The sequence below is a fragment of the Streptomyces sp. NPDC023527 genome, assembly GCF_055560115.1.
In genome coordinates this window covers 123,018-137,176 of the sequence record NZ_JBVHJJ010000006.1, presented here as the reverse complement: position 1 = coordinate 137,176, position 14,159 = coordinate 123,018, and the positions used below count along the sequence as shown (strand labels likewise).

12 protein-coding genes are annotated in these 14,159 nt (G+C 71.9%); 11 read left to right on the top strand and 1 reads right to left on the bottom strand.

All coding sequences use genetic code 11. The features are described 5' to 3' along the window. Positions 1-12: 12 nt before the first annotated feature. Positions 13-660, bottom strand: coding sequence for an RDD family protein (locus ACZ303_RS13825; RefSeq protein WP_467338477.1), 648 nt, complete (start codon positions 658-660; stop codon positions 13-15). Positions 661-873: 213 nt separating this feature from the next. On the opposite strand from ACZ303_RS13825, the gene ACZ303_RS13820 reads away from it, so the two are divergent. The 11 genes from ACZ303_RS13820 to ACZ303_RS13770 all read left to right on the top strand — a co-directional run bounded on the left by ACZ303_RS13820 (position 874) and on the right by ACZ303_RS13770 (position 14,115). Beyond that, positions 874-1,743, top strand: a complete 870-nt coding sequence (locus tag ACZ303_RS13820) for a bifunctional methylenetetrahydrofolate dehydrogenase/methenyltetrahydrofolate cyclohydrolase (RefSeq protein ID WP_215085827.1) — start codon at positions 874-876, stop codon at positions 1,741-1,743. Further along, on the top strand, positions 1,733-2,140 hold the full coding sequence (locus tag ACZ303_RS13815) for a DUF3017 domain-containing protein (RefSeq protein ID WP_467338473.1): 408 nt from the start codon (positions 1,733-1,735) through the stop codon (positions 2,138-2,140). The genes ACZ303_RS13820 and ACZ303_RS13815 overlap by 11 nt, the downstream gene beginning before the upstream one ends. Before the next feature lie 284 nt (positions 2,141-2,424). After that, positions 2,425-3,645, top strand: a complete 1,221-nt coding sequence (locus ACZ303_RS13810; protein ID WP_467338471.1) for an NADP-dependent isocitrate dehydrogenase — start codon at positions 2,425-2,427, stop codon at positions 3,643-3,645. Positions 3,646-4,046: 401 nt separating this feature from the next. Further along, positions 4,047-5,150: a helix-turn-helix domain-containing protein gene (locus tag ACZ303_RS13805; protein ID WP_467338470.1), complete on the top strand. Its 1,104-nt coding sequence runs from the start codon at positions 4,047-4,049 to the stop codon at positions 5,148-5,150. 213 nt (positions 5,151-5,363) lie between these two features. Next, a complete protein-coding gene (locus ACZ303_RS13800) occupies positions 5,364-6,353 on the top strand; it encodes a malate dehydrogenase (protein ID WP_467338468.1) in 990 nt (329 codons plus the stop codon). Between the two features lie 346 nt (positions 6,354-6,699). Beyond that, the gene (locus tag ACZ303_RS13795; RefSeq protein ID WP_467338466.1) at positions 6,700-8,295 is read left to right on the top strand and encodes a hypothetical protein; all 1,596 of its coding nucleotides are present in this window, start codon (positions 6,700-6,702) and stop codon (positions 8,293-8,295) included. Next, positions 8,292-8,831 (top strand): hypothetical protein, encoded by a 540-nt coding sequence (locus ACZ303_RS13790; protein WP_467338464.1) that lies wholly within the window; start codon positions 8,292-8,294, stop codon positions 8,829-8,831. The genes ACZ303_RS13795 and ACZ303_RS13790 overlap by 4 nt, the downstream gene beginning before the upstream one ends. A gap of 13 nt (positions 8,832-8,844) precedes the next feature. Next, the gene (locus ACZ303_RS13785; protein ID WP_467338462.1) at positions 8,845-9,744 is read left to right on the top strand and encodes a LamG domain-containing protein; all 900 of its coding nucleotides are present in this window, start codon (positions 8,845-8,847) and stop codon (positions 9,742-9,744) included. Between the two features lie 152 nt (positions 9,745-9,896). Beyond that, positions 9,897-11,399 (top strand): aldehyde dehydrogenase family protein, encoded by a 1,503-nt coding sequence (locus ACZ303_RS13780; protein ID WP_467338460.1) that lies wholly within the window; start codon positions 9,897-9,899, stop codon positions 11,397-11,399. A gap of 83 nt (positions 11,400-11,482) precedes the next feature. Then, positions 11,483-13,057: a GMC family oxidoreductase gene (locus ACZ303_RS13775; protein WP_467338458.1), complete on the top strand. Its 1,575-nt coding sequence runs from the start codon at positions 11,483-11,485 to the stop codon at positions 13,055-13,057. 17 nt (positions 13,058-13,074) lie between these two features. Then, positions 13,075-14,115 (top strand): quaternary amine ABC transporter ATP-binding protein, encoded by a 1,041-nt coding sequence (locus ACZ303_RS13770; protein ID WP_467339027.1) that lies wholly within the window; start codon positions 13,075-13,077, stop codon positions 14,113-14,115. Positions 14,116-14,159 lie beyond the last annotated feature (44 nt).

Genomic DNA, 14,159 nt, shown 5'->3' with positions numbered 1-14,159 from the left:
ACCTGGGGGTCGTCAGCGCGTGCGGACGACGACCGTGCCGATCATCTTGTCGGCGAACGTCTGCTTCTTCTCGTCCCACAGCGGCCACAGGTAGCCGAGGCAGAGGATGCCGTCGACGAAGTGGGCGAGGTTGCGGACGAAGGCCATGCCGAAGCCGGTCGGCTGACCGTCGCGCTCGCGCAGCACGCTGATGTTCATGATCTTCTTGCCGGGCGTCTGACCGGTCTTGCCCTGGCGGTGCAGCATCCACAGGCCGAGCACGAAGCCCAGGATGGAGCCGATGACGATCAGCGCCATGCCGCCACCGATCGCGCCGGTGGAGGGCTCGCAGGTGGTGTCGTACGTGGTGGTGCCGTAGGTGCTGTCGTAGGACGTGTCGTCCGCGCAGTCGAGGAACGACATGACCACCATGCCGATGCCCGCGACCGTGCAGGCGATCGGGACCAGGCCCACGATGAGACCGTCCAGCAGCGACGCGGCCACCCGGGACCACCAGCCCGCCAGCGGCGGCGGCTGCATGGCGTACCCCTGCGGCGCGCCCTGCGGGTAGCCGTAACCCGGCTGCTGGGGGACCTGGCCGTACGGCTGACCGTACGGCTGGGCCGGCGGCTGCTGGGGGTACTGCTGGTACTGGGGAGGCTGCTGGGGCGGGTAGGTCACCTGGTGATCCTTCGAGCGGTGTGCGCGGGTGGGGACAGCCGGGACCGTACGGAGGACGGGGGGAAGGACGCATGCGGGGACGGCAGCCGCCCGGCCCCCGACAGTCGCGGCAACGCCGATCATCGTGACATACGGCACCGACAGGCCCGTACGGCCGTGGGTGCCTGTGACCTGACTGGAATGAGTGCCACCCCATCCGCGAGGATGGGGGGCATGACCGCCCAGATTCTCGATGGCAAGGCCACCGCAGCCGCGATCAAGTCCGAACTCACCACCCGCGTGGAGGCGCTGAAGGCCCGGGGCGTCACACCCGGCCTGGGTACCCTCCTCGTCGGCGACGACCCCGGCAGCAAGTGGTACGTGGCCGGAAAGCACCGTGACTGCGCCCAGGTCGGCATCGCGTCGATCCAGCGCGAACTGCCCGCCACCGCCACCCAGGAGGAGATCGAGGCGGTCGTCCGCGAGCTGAACGACAACCCCGACTGCACTGGTTACATCGTCCAACTCCCGCTCCCCAAGGGCATCGACACCAACCGCGTCCTGGAGCTGATGGACCCGGCCAAGGACGCGGACGGCCTGCACCCGACGAACCTCGGCCGGCTCGTGCTGAACGAGACCGGACCGCTGCCCTGCACCCCGCACGGCATCGTCGAGCTGCTGCGCCGCCACGACGTGGAGATCAACGGCGCGCATGTCGTGGTCGTCGGCCGCGGCATCACCGTCGGCCGCTCGATCGGCCTGCTGCTGACCCGCAAGTCCGAGAACGCCACGGTCACCCTCTGCCACACCGGCACCCGTGACCTCTCCGCCCAGCTGCGCCAGGCGGACATCGTCGTCGCCGCGGCCGGTGTGCCGCACCTGATCAAGCCCGAGGACCTCAAGCCGGGCGTGGCCGTGCTCGACGTCGGCGTCAGCCGCGACGAGAACGGCAAGATCGTCGGCGATGTCCACCCGGGCGCCGCCGAGGTCGCCGGCTGGGTCGCGCCCAACCCGGGCGGTGTCGGGCCGATGACGCGCGCCCTGCTGCTCGTCAATGTCGTGGAGGCCGCCGAGCGTGCCGCCGGAATCGGCAATGCGGGCTGACGTGACGCCCGGCTCCGGGAGGCCGCGCCGCTTCCAGCTCACCCGCGACACCGCCCGCCCCGAGGGGGGCGGGCGTGCCGCGCCCGGCGACGCGCCGGCCCCCGCCCGGCAGTGGCCGCTGCTGGCCGTGCTCGGGGTGACGGGCGCCGGGCTGCTGGTCGTCGCCTTCGACGCGTTCCGCGTCGGGACGCTGCTGATCGGGCTGGCGATGATCGGGGGCGCGGTGCTGCGCTGGGCGCTGCCGTCCGTGGGCATGCTGGCCGTACGGTCCCGGTTCACCGACATGATCACGTACGGCGGGCTGGGGCTGGCGATCCTGCTGCTGTCCCTGATGGCCCAGCCGCACCCCTGGCTGAAGATCCCGTTCCTGGAGGACGTGCTGCACTTCACGGTCTAGGGACCGGGCGCGCGGCCCGGCCCCGGGCCACGCCGCCGCGATCGGTGCCACGATCGGGCCACGCCGCCGCGGCCGGGCTGCGATCGGGCCACGCCGCCCCGGCCGAGCCGAGGTCGGCACGCCGCGCAGCGCGTACGGCGTGACCGGCCGGGCGCGCGGCCCGCGCGTATCTTGATGGCGAGGTATTCCCTTCTCGTTCCCCTCCCGTTGCACTGGGCGGGAAGGGACCCCACGGTGACCGACATCGCCGACCCCGCTGCCGCGCGAGAGGGACGTTCCACCTCATGGCCAAGATCAAGGTAGCCAACCCCGTCGTCGAGCTCGACGGCGACGAGATGACCCGCATCATCTGGTCCTCCATCAAGGACAAGCTGATCCTTCCGTACCTCGACGTCGAGCTGAAGTACTTCGACCTGGGGATCGAGCACCGCGACGCGACCAGCGACCAGGTGACGCTCGACGCCGCCAACGCCATCAAGGAGCACGGCGTCGGCGTGAAGTGCGCGACGATCACGCCGGACGAGGCGCGGGTCGAGGAGTTCAACCTCAGGGCGATGTACCGCTCGCCCAACGGCACCATCCGCAACGTCCTCGGCGGGGTGATCTTCCGCGAGCCGATCATCATGGCGAACGTGCCACGGCTGGTCCCCGGCTGGACCAAGCCCATCGTCGTCGGCCGTCACGCCTTCGGCGACCAGTACCGCGCCACCGACCTGAAGGTCCCCGGCGCGGGCACCCTCACCATGACCTTCACCCCGAAGGACGGCTCCGAGCCGATCGAGCTGGAGGTCCACGAGTTCCCGGGCCCCGGTGTCGCGCTGGCCATGTACAACCACGACGACTCGATCCGCGACTTCGCGCGGGCCTCGTTCCGCTACGGCCTGGACCGCGCGTACCCGGTGTACCTGTCCACCAAGAACACGATCCTCAAGAAGTACGACGGCCGGTTCAAGGACATCTTCCAGGAGGTCTTCGACGCCGAGTTCAGGGCCGAGTTCGAGGCCAAGGGCCTGACCTACGAGCACCGTCTGATCGACGACATGGTCGCCGCCGCGCTCAAGTGGGAGGGCGGCTACGTCTGGGCCTGCAAGAACTACGACGGCGACGTCCAGTCCGACATCGTCGCGCAGGGCTTCGGCTCGCTCGGCCTGATGACCTCCGTCCTGATGTCCCCCGACGGCAGGACCATCGAGGCCGAGGCCGCGCACGGCACGGTCACCCGCCACTACCGCCGGCACCAGCAGGGCAAGGCGACCTCGACCAACCCCATCGCCTCGATCTTCGCCTGGACGCGCGGGCTGGCCCACCGCGGCAGGCTCGACGGCACCCCCGAGGTGACCGCGTTCGCGGAGACGCTGGAGCGCGTCTGCGTGGAGACCGTCGAGGGCGGCCGGATGACCAAGGACCTGGCGATGCTGATCTCCAAGGACGCGCCGTGGCTGACGACGGAGCAGTTCCTGGACGCGCTGGACGACAGGCTCAAGAAGAAGATGACCGCGGTGTGAATCCGGGTGTCCCGAAGGGGGCCGCGCCGCCGGGCGCGGCCCCCTTCCTCTTTCGGTGAGCGGCCGGGGCGGCCCGTCCACCACCCCCGTGGGAGGACGAGCCGCCGTCCGTCATCGAGGATCATGACCGCGACAATCCGAATCAAGATCAGCGGCTTTCCTGTGGCCCGGGGGTGACGGTTCCGGTACGAGGTCTCCGTCCTGTACCAGTAGTGCGGCGGGCGGGACAAGAGCGCATGCCGGGGCCGCTGTTTGCTCCGAATGCCACCCTGCGCCCGCCATTCGGGAACTGTCGGGCCGATGTACGGCATCCCCGTGGGTAGCCACCACGGAAGGCCCGGAGGGGCGTCGCGGCGACACGGCACGCATCGGCGTACGTATCGGGGGGACAGGGGAGGGCAATGCCTCGCTGGAGGGCGCTACCGGAGGAACTCGATCCACAGGTCCGCGAGTTCACCGAACAGCTGCGCAGACTCGTCGAGCGCAGCGGTCTGAGCATCGGTGCCGTCGCGGATCGCACCGGATACAGCAAGACGTCGTGGGAGCGGTATCTGAACGGCCGGCTGCTGTCGCCGCGCGGGGCCGCGGAGGCCCTGGCCGAGGCGACGGGCACGGACGTCGGACACCTGAGCACCATGTGGGAGCTGGCCGAGCGCGCCTGGAGCCGCTCGGAGCTGCGGCACGACGTGACGATGGAGGCGATCAGGGTCGCCCAGGCGCGGGCCGCGCTCGGGGAGTTCGGCCCGCCGCCGGCGCGGGCCGCGGGCTCCTCCCGGGAGTCCGGCGGACCGGTGTCCGAGCTGCTGTGCCGCGAGTCGCCGCGGCAGCCTCCGCGCGGCCCGGACCGGCCCGAGCCCGTACGGACCGCCCTGGCCGAACCGGGGCCGGCGCCCCGCAAGCCCCCGGTCCCGCGCTCGCCGCAGCCGCCCGACTACCGCGCGAAGGCCATCCCGGACCCCGGGCCGGGCACGGGCACGCCGCGCCGCCGGACCACCCTGTTCGTCACCGGGCTCCTCGGCGCGCTGCTCGTCGTCGTGGCCGCGCTCCTGCTGCTGGGCACGGGCGGCGGCGACACGGGCAAGGGCGGCGAGGCGGCCGCCGCGCCGAGCACGAGCGCCCGTGACCTGCCCGCCGGCGTGAAGTGCGCGGGCGCCGACTGCGCCGGCAAGGATCCGGAGGCCATGGGCTGCGGCGGGGCGCGGGCCACCACGGCCGGTTCGGCGACGGTGGGCGCGTCCTACGTCGAGGTGCGCTACAGCGCCGTCTGCGGGGCGGCGTGGGGCCGTATCACCCGGGCCGCGGCCGGGGACGCCGTGCGCATAAGCGCACGCGCCGAGGGCTCGCGGCCCGCCCGTACGGAATCCGGCCGTGTCGGACCGGACGCCGACGGCTACACCCCCATGGTGGCGGTGGCCGCGCCCGGCGGGGCGACGGCGTGCGCGACGCTCGCGGCGGGACAGCAGGGGTGCACGGTGCCGCGGCCGTCGGCCACGCCCGCGGCCTGAGGGGCCGCGGACCGGGCACGCCGACGCCCTCGACCGCCGGACGGGCGTGCGGGGCCCGGCCCGTCCGGCGGCGGCACGGTGAGGCGTCCCACACGGGGGCGGCGGTTGATGGGGTGCGCGGTCGGATAGCCTGACGCCGGATCTCTTGACACCGAGAGAGATCCCCACAAATGGGCAGGGACACCCAACCCCAGTTCGCAGCAGGAGATCGCCATGACCCGCACTCCCGTCAATGTCACCGTTACCGGCGCGGCCGGTCAGATCGGCTACGCGCTGCTCTTCCGCATCGCCTCCGGTCACCTCCTCGGCGCCGACGTGCCGGTCAAGCTGCGGCTGCTGGAGATCCCGCAGGGCCTGAAGGCCGCCGAGGGCACCGCCATGGAGCTCGACGACTGCGCGTTCCCGCTGCTGCGCGGCATCGAGATCACCGACGACCCGAACGTCGGCTTCGACGGTGCCAACGTCGCGCTGCTCGTCGGCGCCCGCCCCCGCACCAAGGGCATGGAGCGCGGTGACCTCCTGGAGGCCAACGGCGGCATCTTCAAGCCCCAGGGCAAGGCCATCAACGACCACGCCGCGGACGACATCAAGGTCCTCGTCGTCGGCAACCCGGCCAACACCAACGCGCTCATCGCGCAGGCCGCCGCCCCGGACGTACCGGCCGAGCGCTTCACCGCGATGACCCGCCTGGACCACAACCGCGCGCTCTCGCAGCTCTCGAAGAAGACCGGCGTCCCGGTCTCCGAGATCAAGAAGCTCACGATCTGGGGCAACCACTCCGCCACGCAGTACCCCGACATCTTCCACGCCGAGGTCGCCGGCAAGAACGCCGCCGAGGTCGTGAACGACGAGCAGTGGCTGGCCGACGACTTCATCCCGACCGTCGCCAAGCGCGGCGCCGCGATCATCGAGGCCCGCGGCGCGTCCTCGGCCGCCTCGGCCGCCAACGCCGCCATCGACCACGTCCACACCTGGGTCAACGGCACCGCCGCCGGCGACTGGACCTCGATGGGCATCCCGTCGGACGGCTCCTACGGCGTGGCCGAGGGGATCATCTCCTCCTTCCCGGTCACCTGCAAGGACGGCAAGTACGAGATCGTCCAGGGCCTGGACATCAACGACTTCTCCCGCGCCCGCATCGACGCCTCCGTCCAGGAGCTCGTCGAGGAGCGCGACGCGGTTCGCGGTCTGGGCCTGATCTGACCCTTTCGGCACAGGGAAGCGCCCCCGGCAGCCAGCGGCTGCCGGGGGCGCTTCCCGTTCGTGCCGCGCGGGGTGAGGCCGACGGGCCCGACGCTCGATCTCTCGCGGTGTTGCCTCAGGGGGTTGTGTGGTCCGGGCGCCGTTCGTGCTCATGGTGTCGGAACTTCAGCCCCAGAGGCCCCATCGGACTGGTCAGGTGTTCCCCTGTCCACCCGAACGGGGTGAGTTTCGGCCCGTCATTTGCCTCGGGCGGGGGTCCGTGGTGGGACTTCTGGCTTATTGTGAGTTCTCTGAAAATCTGTCAACTCCCGCGCATTCGCAGGTGAGTTCGACGATCGGGGGACGCATGACACCACCCGCTCCACGGGACTCCCGTACCGAAGCCACCCGGCTGCTGTGCGCGGGGACCTATCTCGACATCGACTTCCGCCGCCGGGTCATCGAAGAGCTGGTGGAGCACGAGGAAAGACCCATCGCGCCCTCGCTCGGCGTCGACGTCGTGCCGGTGCTCGCGCACGCGCTGCGCGCCCGTACGCAGGACGCGCTGACGGCGCTGTTGCTCCTGGCCCTCTGGGGGGCCTTCATCGGGGTCGACATCGGTACGGCCCCGGAAGGTCTACCGCCGATCTGGTCGGGGCTGTACGCCGTGGTGTGCTTCGTGCAGTGGTCCGCGCACGCCGCCGCCGGACGCGGCTCCGCCGCCTACGTCGTCGACAGACGCACCCTGCGCGAAGCCATGAAGGGCCACCGCGCGCCCCTTCGGGCCCTGGTCCCCGTGATCCCTCCGGTGGTCGCGCTCGGGTACTGGGGCTTCGCGTTCTACGCGCTCTTCGAGGGCGCCGACAACTGGCTGGCCCTCCTCTTCCCGCTCCTGCTGATGCTCCCGGTGTGGATGCACCGCTCGCGGGTGGCCGCCGTGATGCGCGCCGAACTCGGCAAGAAGGCCTTCGCCCAGCAGCCCCGGGCGTTCCCGGCCGGCCGGTATCACCTGAGGATCGCCCGGGCCATCGACCGCGAGCAGTACGCGGGGCTGACGATCTACGACCCCTTCCGGCCCTTCATCGGCATGGGAAGTCCGTACGAGCCCTGGTCGTTCGCCCTGGAGCTCAAGAAGCGCGACGAGAGCGCGAACGGCACCGCGCCCTTCACCGGCCGCACCGTCGTGGAGTTGGTGCGGCCGAGGCTGGAGGCGCTGCGCGAGGCGGCCGCCGCGACCAGCCGGGACCGGCTGAAGGATCTGGAGATCGAGGAGTTCGTCTATCTGCCGGTCGGCCCGCCGCGACCGCGGCTGGACTACGCGGAGGCGACGGTCCGCAAGCACGTCCAGGAGTCCGTCGACGAGGGCGGCGAGGCACGCCGGTATTTCCTGCGGGTGCGCATCGGCGCCTGGGACGAGCAGGTCGTGGTGTCCGTGCTGGTCAGGGTGCACACCCAGGGCGGCATGCTGGTCCTGGAGGTCGTGCCGCACATCCTGACGCCCATCAAGCCGGAGTTCCGGGCGGTCGACGTCATCGCCTCGCGCGGCGAGGACGACATCCTGCGCGACGGCCTGCGGGCGTTCCTGACCGGCCCCGCCGCGGGCTTCGCGGCGGCCGTCTCCACGATCCGCTCGGGCGTCTCCGGCTTCCGCACCTGGCTCGCCGACCCCCGGCGCGCGGCGCCGGACGGCCCGGCCGGGTCGGTGCGGGAGATGGCCGGCACCCGGACGGTCTCGCTGTTCCAGGAGATGGACATCAGCCGCTATGTGAAGACGGTCCAGGACCGGATCGCCAGCGGCGTACGGGACGCGCTGCGCTCGCAGGGCTATGAGACGGACCAGTTCGAGCAGCAGATCGTGCAGATCAGCGAGGGCGGCGTCTACATCGGCGCGATGAGCGGCGGCGCGGTGGCCGCCGGCAGCGGCGCCCAGGCCAAGAACATGACGAAAAGCGGGGGATCATGACGGACAACGACAATCACCCACAGGACAACGGCAACGGCCGGACGGGCGGCGGGATCGTCATCGGGCGGATGACCGGAGGCGCGGTCGCCAGCGGCCGGAAGGCCCGGGCGGAGGACCGGGCCGAGCGCGTCGCCCGGCCCGTCGAGCGCGACGCGGGATTAGTGCCCGTTCCGTCGCGGGCGCCCGGCGAGGGCGCCATCGCCGCCGGTGAGGTCCTGGGCGGCGCGCTCGCCGCGGGGCCGGAGGCCGAGGCGGTGGACTCCTCCCGGGAGCTGCTGGCGGTACCGCCCGAGCTGCTGTCGGCCGTGCGCGTGCTGCGCGGGCAGCTGCCGCTGCTCACCCGGGCCGACGGCGACGGCCTCGACGAGGTCGAGGGGCAGCTGGCGGAGCTGGAGGAGGAGGCCCGGCCCACCGGTCGGGTCCGGCGCGGCCGACTGGAGCGGCTGAAGGCGCTGCTCACCGGCGGCGCCACGGCGGCCGGCGGGCTGGCCTCGGCGCTCGCCGTCGTGCAGGCGATCAGTCAGCTGCTGGCGTGAGGGGGCTGGGCACATGAGCCGCTGGGACGCAGACCTCCAGCAGTGGGTGGACGACGACCCGCCGCCCAGAAGACCACGGCACGACCCGAACGTCCCGCACGCCCCGCACGACCCGGACGAGCCGGAGTACCTGCTCGGCCCGCCGGCGCCTGACGACGACCTGCCGACGGGACCGTCGCACGCGGCGATCCTGGCCGGCGTGCTGGCCGGCGTGGTGCTCGCGGGCGGCATCGGCATCGGCGCCTGGTCGCTGCTGCGCGACGACGACGACGGGACGACCGTCCCCGCCGGCGGCGGTCTGCCCACCGCCACCTCCGGGCCGACGCCGGGCTACACCTACGGCGGGCCGACGTACAGCTACCCGTCGTACCCCTCGTATCCGACATACCCGACGTATCCGACGTACGGCTATCCCTCGTACGGCACGTCCACCTACACCCCGGCCCCCGTCCCCAGCTCCCTGTCGGGCGGCGGCGCCCCGGCCGGTTTCGTCCGCACGCGCGACCCCGCCGGGTTCACGCTGGACGTCCCGCAGGGGTGGCAGCGCAGCACGGAGGGCGCCAGCGTCTTCTACAAGCGGTCGGACGACAAGAGCCTGGTCCAGGTGTTCACACTGAAGGGCCCGGAGACGACGCCGTACGAGTCGCTGGCGGCCACCGAGAAGGCGGTCTCCAAGAACAAGGGCTATCGCAAGCTGGGCCTGGCGCAGCTCAGCGGTGGCTCGGCGGAGCTGGAGTACACCTACGAGCGCGACGACGGCAGCACCCGGCGCATCGTCGTGCGGGCGTACACCGCGAGCGACGCCCGGCAGTACGCCCTGCTGGTCGCCGGGCCGTCCTCCGAATGGCCCGCTCACCTGCGGATCTACCGGACGCTGCTGTCCTCTTTCTGCACCGCGGCCTCCTGCGCGTGAGGGGGTGGCGGCATTGACTGAGAGTGACTCGCGTCACTCTTCGTGAAGAAAGAGGCATATGTTTCGGCCTTCTGGTTAGGCGGGCCCCGTTGCCGGCTGAGCGCTGCTCGGCCGGTGGCGGGACGTTTCGGATATCGGAAGGCAGAAGAGACATGTCGTCAGTCGAGACCATCCACGTGGACGGGGTGTGGCGGGCCGCCGCGGCCGGCGCGCAGCGCGAGGTCCTCGACCCCGCGGACGCCAAGACCCTCGCGGTCGTGTCCGAGGGCGGAGCCGACGACACCGACGCCGCCGTGGCCGCCGCCCGCCGGGCCTTCGACACCGGCACCTGGCCGCACACGCCCGTCGCCGAGCGGGCCGCCCTGCTCCGGCGGGTGGCCGACCTGCTCCAGCGCGACCGCGAGGCGATCGCGCTGACCGAGAGCCGCGACACCGGCAAGACCCTCGAAGAGGGCCGGATCGACGTCGACTGCGTGAGCGACGCCTTCCGCTACTTCGCCGACCTGGTGATCGGCGAGGGTGCCGGCCGCGTCGTGGACGCCGGCTCCACCGACATCCACAGCGTCGTCGTGCACGAGCCGGTCGGCGTCTGCGCGCTGATCACCCCCTGGAACTACCCCCTCCTCCAGGCCAGCTGGAAGATCGCCCCGGCGCTGGCCGCGGGCAACACCTTCGTCATCAAGCCCAGCGAGGTCACCCCGCTGTCCACCGTGCACCTGATCCGGCTGCTGGTCGAGGCGGGGCTCCCGGCAGGGGTGGCCAACCTCGTCACCGGCGCCGGCGACCCGGTGGGCGCGCGGATGGCCGAGCACCCGGACGTCGACCTCGTCTCCTTCACCGGCGGTCTCGCCAGCGGCACCAAGGTCATGCAGGCCGCGGCGCCCACCGTGAAGAAGGTCGCCCTGGAGCTCGGCGGCAAGAACCCCAACGTCGTCTTCGCCGACGCCTGCGCGACCGAGGAGGACTTCGACACCGCTGTCGACCAGGCGCTCAACGCGGCGTTCATCCACAGCGGCCAGGTCTGCTCGGCCGGCGCCCGCCTGATCGTCGAGGAGTCCGTGCGCGAGCGCTTCGTCGCCGAACTCGCCCGCCGCGCCGAGAAGATCAAGCTCGGCCGGGGCACCGAGGACGGCGTCGAGTGCGGCCCGCTCGTCTCCGCCCAGCAGCTCGACAAGACCGAGTACTACGTCGACTCCGCGCTCGCCGAGGGCGCCGTGCTGCGCTGCGGCGGCAAGCAGCCGGAGCCCAACGCGGTCCGCCCCGAGGGCGGTTACTTCTACGCGCCGACCGTCCTCGACCGCTGCGACCGCACCATGCGCGTCGTCCGGGAGGAGACCTTCGGGCCGATCCTCACCGTCGAGACCTTCCGTACCGAGGACGAGGCCGTCGCGCTCGCCAACGACACCGAGTACGGGCTCGCCGGCGCCGTCTGGACCAAGGACGCCGGCCGCGCCCGCCGCGTCGCGGGCCGGCTGCGGCACGGCACCGTGTGGATCAACGACTACCACCCCTACCTCCCGCAGGCGGAGTGGGGCGGCTTCGGCAAGTCCGGAACCGGCCGCGAGCTGGGCCCGGCGGGCCTGGCCGAATACCGCGAGGCCAAGCACATCTACCAGAACCTCGCGCCCAAGCCGGTGCGTTGGTTCGCGGGCTGAGCCAGTCTCGTAGCGAGCCCGTACCCACTTCTGTGGCGAACCGACACGCGAAGAACTTTCCCTGCCCTCCGAGGAGTACCCCCATGCCCCCCGTTCGTGAAGAGTCCCCCGCGAAGATCACCGCCGACTACGTCGTCGTCGGCGGCGGCACCGCCGGCTCGGTGATCGCCTCCCGGCTCGCCGAGGACCCCGGCACGTCCGTCGTCGTCATCGAAGGCGGCCCGTCCGACATCGACCGCCCCGAGGTCCTCACCCTGCGCCGCTGGCTCGGGCTGCTCGGCGGCGAGCTCGACTACGACTACCCCACGACCGAGCAGCCGCGCGGCAACTCCCACATCCGGCACAGCCGGGCGCGCGTGCTCGGCGGGTGCTCCTCGCACAACACCCTGATCTCCTTCAAGCCGCTGCCCGGCGACTGGGACGAGTGGGCGGCCGCGGGCGCCGAGGGCTGGGACGCGCGGTCCATGGACCCGTACTTCTCCCGGCTGCGGAACAACATCGTCGCCGTGGACGAGAAGGACCGCAACGCCATCGCCCGCGACTTCGTCGAGGCCGCCCAGAAGGCCATCGACGTGCCGCGCGTCGAGGGCTTCAACAAGCAGCCCTTCCACGAGGGCGTCGGCTTCTTCGACCTCGCCTACCACCCGGAGGACAACAAGCGCTCCTCCGCCTCCGTCGCCTACCTCCACCCCCACATCGAGGCCGGTGACCGCCCCAACCTCCGCATCCTGCTGGAGACCTGGGCGTACAAGCTGGAGCTGGACGGCAGCCGCGCCACGGGTGTGCGGGTGCGCACCAAGGACGGCGAGGACATCCTCGTCGAGGCGGGCCGCGAGGTCCTGCTGTGCGCCGGCGCCGTCGACACCCCCCGGCTGCTGATGCACTCCGGCATCGGCCCCAAGGCCGACCTGGACGCGCTGGGCATCCCCGTCGTCCACGACCTGCCGGGTGTCGGCGAGAACCTCCTCGACCACCCCGAGTCGGTCATCGTCTGGGAGACGAACGGGCCGATCCCCGAGAACTCCGCGATGGACTCCGACGCGGGCCTGTTCGTCCGCCGCGACCCCGAGTCCGACGGGCCGGATCTGATGTTCCACTTCTACCAGATCCCCTTCACCGACAACCCCGAGCGCATCGGCTACGAGAAGCCCGCGCACGGCGTGTCGATGACCCCCAACATCCCCAAGCCGCGCAGCCGCGGCCGGCTCTACCTCACCAGCGCCGACCCGGCCGTCAAGCCCGCCCTCGACTTCCGCTACTTCACGGACGAGGACGACTACGACGGCCGCACCCTCGTCGACGGCATCAAGATCGCCCGCGAGATCGCCAAGTCCGAGCCGCTGGCCGGCTGGCTCAAGCGCGAGGTGTGCCCGGGCCCGGACGTCACCTCGGACGAGGAGATCAGCGCGTACGCGCGACAGGTCGCCCACACCGTCTACCACCCGGCCGGCACCTGCAAGATGGGCGCGGCCGACGACGAGCAGGCCGTCGTCGACCCGCAGCTGCGGGTCCGCGGTCTGGAGGGCGTACGCATCGCCGACGCCTCCGTCTTCCCGACGATGCCGGCGGTCAACCCGATGATCGGCGTGCTGATGGTGGGGGAGAAGTGCGCCGAACTGCTCGGCGCGGCCACGGCCCTGGGCGGTGATACCAAGTGAGCGCCACCACTGCCCCCATGGCCCCTGTCTTCTCCGTCCGCAATCTGTGGAAGGTCTTCGGTCCGAAGGCCGACCGCGTGCCGGACAGCCCGCTCGCCGAGCTCTCCCCCGAGGAGCTGCGCGAGGAGTCGGGCTGCACCGTCGCCGTCCGTGACGTCTCCTTCGACGTCCGCCAGGGCGAGGTCTTCGTCGTCATGGGCCTTTCCGGCTCCGGCAAGTCCACGCTCGTGCGCTGTCTGACCCGGCTCATCGAGCCGACCTCCGGCACCATCGCCATCGACGGCGAGGACGTCTGCGGCATGGACAAGGGCGCCCTGCGCGACCTGCGCCGGCACCGCGCCGCCATGGTCTTCCAGCACTTCGGACTGCTCCCGCACCGCTCCGTCCTCGACAACGTCGCGTACGGCCTGGAGATCCAGGGCGTCGGCAAGGCCGAACGGCGCACCAAGGCCGCCGAGATGGTGGACAAGGTCGGCCTCGCCGGCATGGAGGAGCGCCGCCCCGGGCAGCTCTCCGGCGGTCAGCAGCAGCGCGTCGGCCTCGCCCGAGCGCTCGCCGCCGACCCCGAGGTCCTCCTCTTCGACGAGCCGTTCAGCGCCCTCGACCCACTGATCCGCCGCGAGATGCAGGACGAGGTCGTCCGCCTGCACCACGACGAGGGCCGCACGATGGTCTTCATCACCCACGACCTGTCCGAGGCGCTGCGCGTCGGCGACCGGATCGCGCTGATGCGCGGCGGCCGCGTCGTGCAGTGCGGCACCCCCGAGGAGATCGTCGGCTCCCCGGCCGACGACTACGTCCGTGACTTCGTCCGGGACGTCCCCCGCGAGCAGGTCCTCACCGTCCGCCGCGCCATGCGCCCCGCCGAGGCGGGCGAGGCCGACTCGGGCGCGGCCATCGCCCCCACCACGACCGTCGCCGACGCGATCGAGGCCGTGGCCCGTACGGGCGCCCCGGCGCGCGTCGTCGAGGGCGGCCGCTGCCTCGGCGTCGTCGACAGCCAGGGCCTCCTGGGCATCGTGGCGGGCCTGGACCGCGGGAAGAAGGAGGCGGCGTGAACGTAACCCTCCCTCACACCAGGGGGTGGCGCGCATGAGCACCG

Bases quoted from the DNA above. Each gene is read 5' to 3' on its own strand.
- ACZ303_RS13820 (WP_215085827.1), top strand. From the start codon at position 874: ATGACCGCCCAGATTCTCGATGGCAAGGCCACCGCAGCCGCGATCAAG.
- ACZ303_RS13815 (WP_467338473.1), top strand. From the start codon at position 1,733: ATGCGGGCTGACGTGACGCCCGGCTCCGGGAGGCCGCGCCGCTTCCAG.
- ACZ303_RS13810 (WP_467338471.1), top strand. From the start codon at position 2,425: ATGGCCAAGATCAAGGTAGCCAACCCCGTCGTCGAGCTCGACGGCGAC.
- ACZ303_RS13805 (WP_467338470.1), top strand. From the start codon at position 4,047: ATGCCTCGCTGGAGGGCGCTACCGGAGGAACTCGATCCACAGGTCCGC.
- ACZ303_RS13800 (WP_467338468.1), top strand. From the start codon at position 5,364: ATGACCCGCACTCCCGTCAATGTCACCGTTACCGGCGCGGCCGGTCAG.
- ACZ303_RS13795 (WP_467338466.1), top strand. From the start codon at position 6,700: ATGACACCACCCGCTCCACGGGACTCCCGTACCGAAGCCACCCGGCTG.
- ACZ303_RS13790 (WP_467338464.1), top strand. From the start codon at position 8,292: ATGACGGACAACGACAATCACCCACAGGACAACGGCAACGGCCGGACG.
- ACZ303_RS13785 (WP_467338462.1), top strand. From the start codon at position 8,845: ATGAGCCGCTGGGACGCAGACCTCCAGCAGTGGGTGGACGACGACCCG.
- ACZ303_RS13780 (WP_467338460.1), top strand. From the start codon at position 9,897: ATGTCGTCAGTCGAGACCATCCACGTGGACGGGGTGTGGCGGGCCGCC.
- ACZ303_RS13775 (WP_467338458.1), top strand. From the start codon at position 11,483: ATGCCCCCCGTTCGTGAAGAGTCCCCCGCGAAGATCACCGCCGACTAC.
- ACZ303_RS13770 (WP_467339027.1), top strand. From the start codon at position 13,075: ATGGCCCCTGTCTTCTCCGTCCGCAATCTGTGGAAGGTCTTCGGTCCG.